Source organism: Rhodococcus sp. KB6 (assembly GCF_001445685.1).
Taxonomy (GTDB): Bacteria; Actinomycetota; Actinomycetes; order Mycobacteriales; family Mycobacteriaceae; genus Rhodococcus_F; species Rhodococcus_F qingshengii.
The window spans coordinates 1-1,502 of sequence record NZ_LNAK01000064.1 but is presented as its reverse complement, the minus strand read 5'-3'; the positions used below and the strand labels follow the sequence as shown (position 1 = coordinate 1,502).

Here is a 1,502-nt window from a genome sequence, read left to right as displayed (position 1 = left end):
CCGGATGCGGTAGCGCTCTCGTTCGAGGGTGTGTCGTTGTCGTATGCGGAGTTCGATGCTCGGGTGAATCGTTTTGCCAGGTATTTGGTTTCGGTGGGTGTGGGGCCGGAGTCGTTGGTGGGTGTGGCGGTTCGTCGGTCGGTTGATTTGTTGGTTGCGGTTTACGGTGTGCTCAGGGCTGGTGGTGGGTATGTTCCGGTGGATCCGGATCAGCCTGCGGAGCGTAATGGGTATGTGTTGGCGGCGGCGTCGCCGGTGTGTGTGGTCAGTACTTCTGATGTTGGTTTCGATGCTGGTGTGGTGCCGGTGGTCGAGGTTGATGTTGTTGATGTGTCTGGTTTTTCGGATGCTCCTGTCTCGGATGTGGATCGGGTTTCGCCGTTGCGGTCGGGGAATACGGCGTATGTGATTTTCACGTCGGGGTCGACGGGTCGGCCGAAGGGGGTGGCGGTCAGTCATCGCAGTGTGGTCAATCAGGTGTCGTGGTTGGCGGAGCGTTATGCGGTGTCGGGTTCTGATGTGGTGTTGTTCAAGACTCCGGTGACGTTCGATGTGTCGGTGTGGGAGTTGTTTGTTCCGTTGGCGGTGGGTGCTCGGTTGGTGGTGGCTACTCATGACGGTCATCGGGATCCGGGGTATTTGGCGTCGGTGGTGGCGGCGGAGTCGGTGTCGATGGTCTCGTTTGTGCCGTCGATGTTGGAGGTGTTCGTCGATCAGTTGGTCGACACGTCGGAGGCGACGATTTCGCGTCTCGGTGGTGGTGGGTTGGGTTCGTTGCGGGTGATTTTCGCGGCGGGTGAGGCGTTGCCGGCGTCGGTGGTGGGTCGGGTGTTGTCGGTGTTGCCGTCGGTTGAGGTTCATAATTTGTATGGTCCGACGGAGTTCACGGTGCATGCGACGGCGGCGGGTCCGCTCGATGGTGTGGGTGTGGTGGTGCCGATGGGTGCTCCGGTGTGGAATTCGTCGGTGTTGGTGTTGGATTCGCGGTTGCGTCCGGTGCCGGTGGGTGTTGCGGGTGAGTTGTATTTGTCGGGTGTGCAGGTCGCTCGTGGGTATTTCGGGCGGGTGGATTTGTCGGCGGAGCGGTTTGTGGCGAATCCGTTCGGTGGGGTGGGTTCGCGGATGTATCGCACGGGGGATGTGGTGCGGTGGATCGGTGTGTCGGGTGAGCTCGAGTATGTCGGTCGTAGTGATTTTCAGGTGAAGTTGCGTGGTCAGCGGATCGAGTTGGGGGAGATCGAGGCTGCGGTTCGGGATCAGGTGGGTGTGGGTTCTGTTGTGGTGGTGGTGTGGCGTGATCAGTTGGTTGCGTATGTCACTGCTGCGGTGGGGTCTTCGGTTGATGTTGATGTGGTGAAGGTGGGTGTGGGGGAGCGGTTGGCGTCGTATATGGTGCCGTCGCAGTTTGTGGTGTTGGATGCGTTGCCGCTCAATGCTTCGGGGAAGTTGGATCGGAAGTTGTTGCCGGAGCCGGTGTTCGAGGTTGCGGTGTTCCGGGCTCC

1 protein-coding gene is annotated in these 1,502 nt (G+C 60.1%); it reads left to right on the top strand.

What is annotated here, in order from left to right; translation table 11 throughout:
• Positions 1 to 1,502: amino acid adenylation domain-containing protein (locus ASU23_RS12095; RefSeq protein WP_156423140.1), on the top strand; the 1,502-nt coding region annotated here is incomplete at both ends.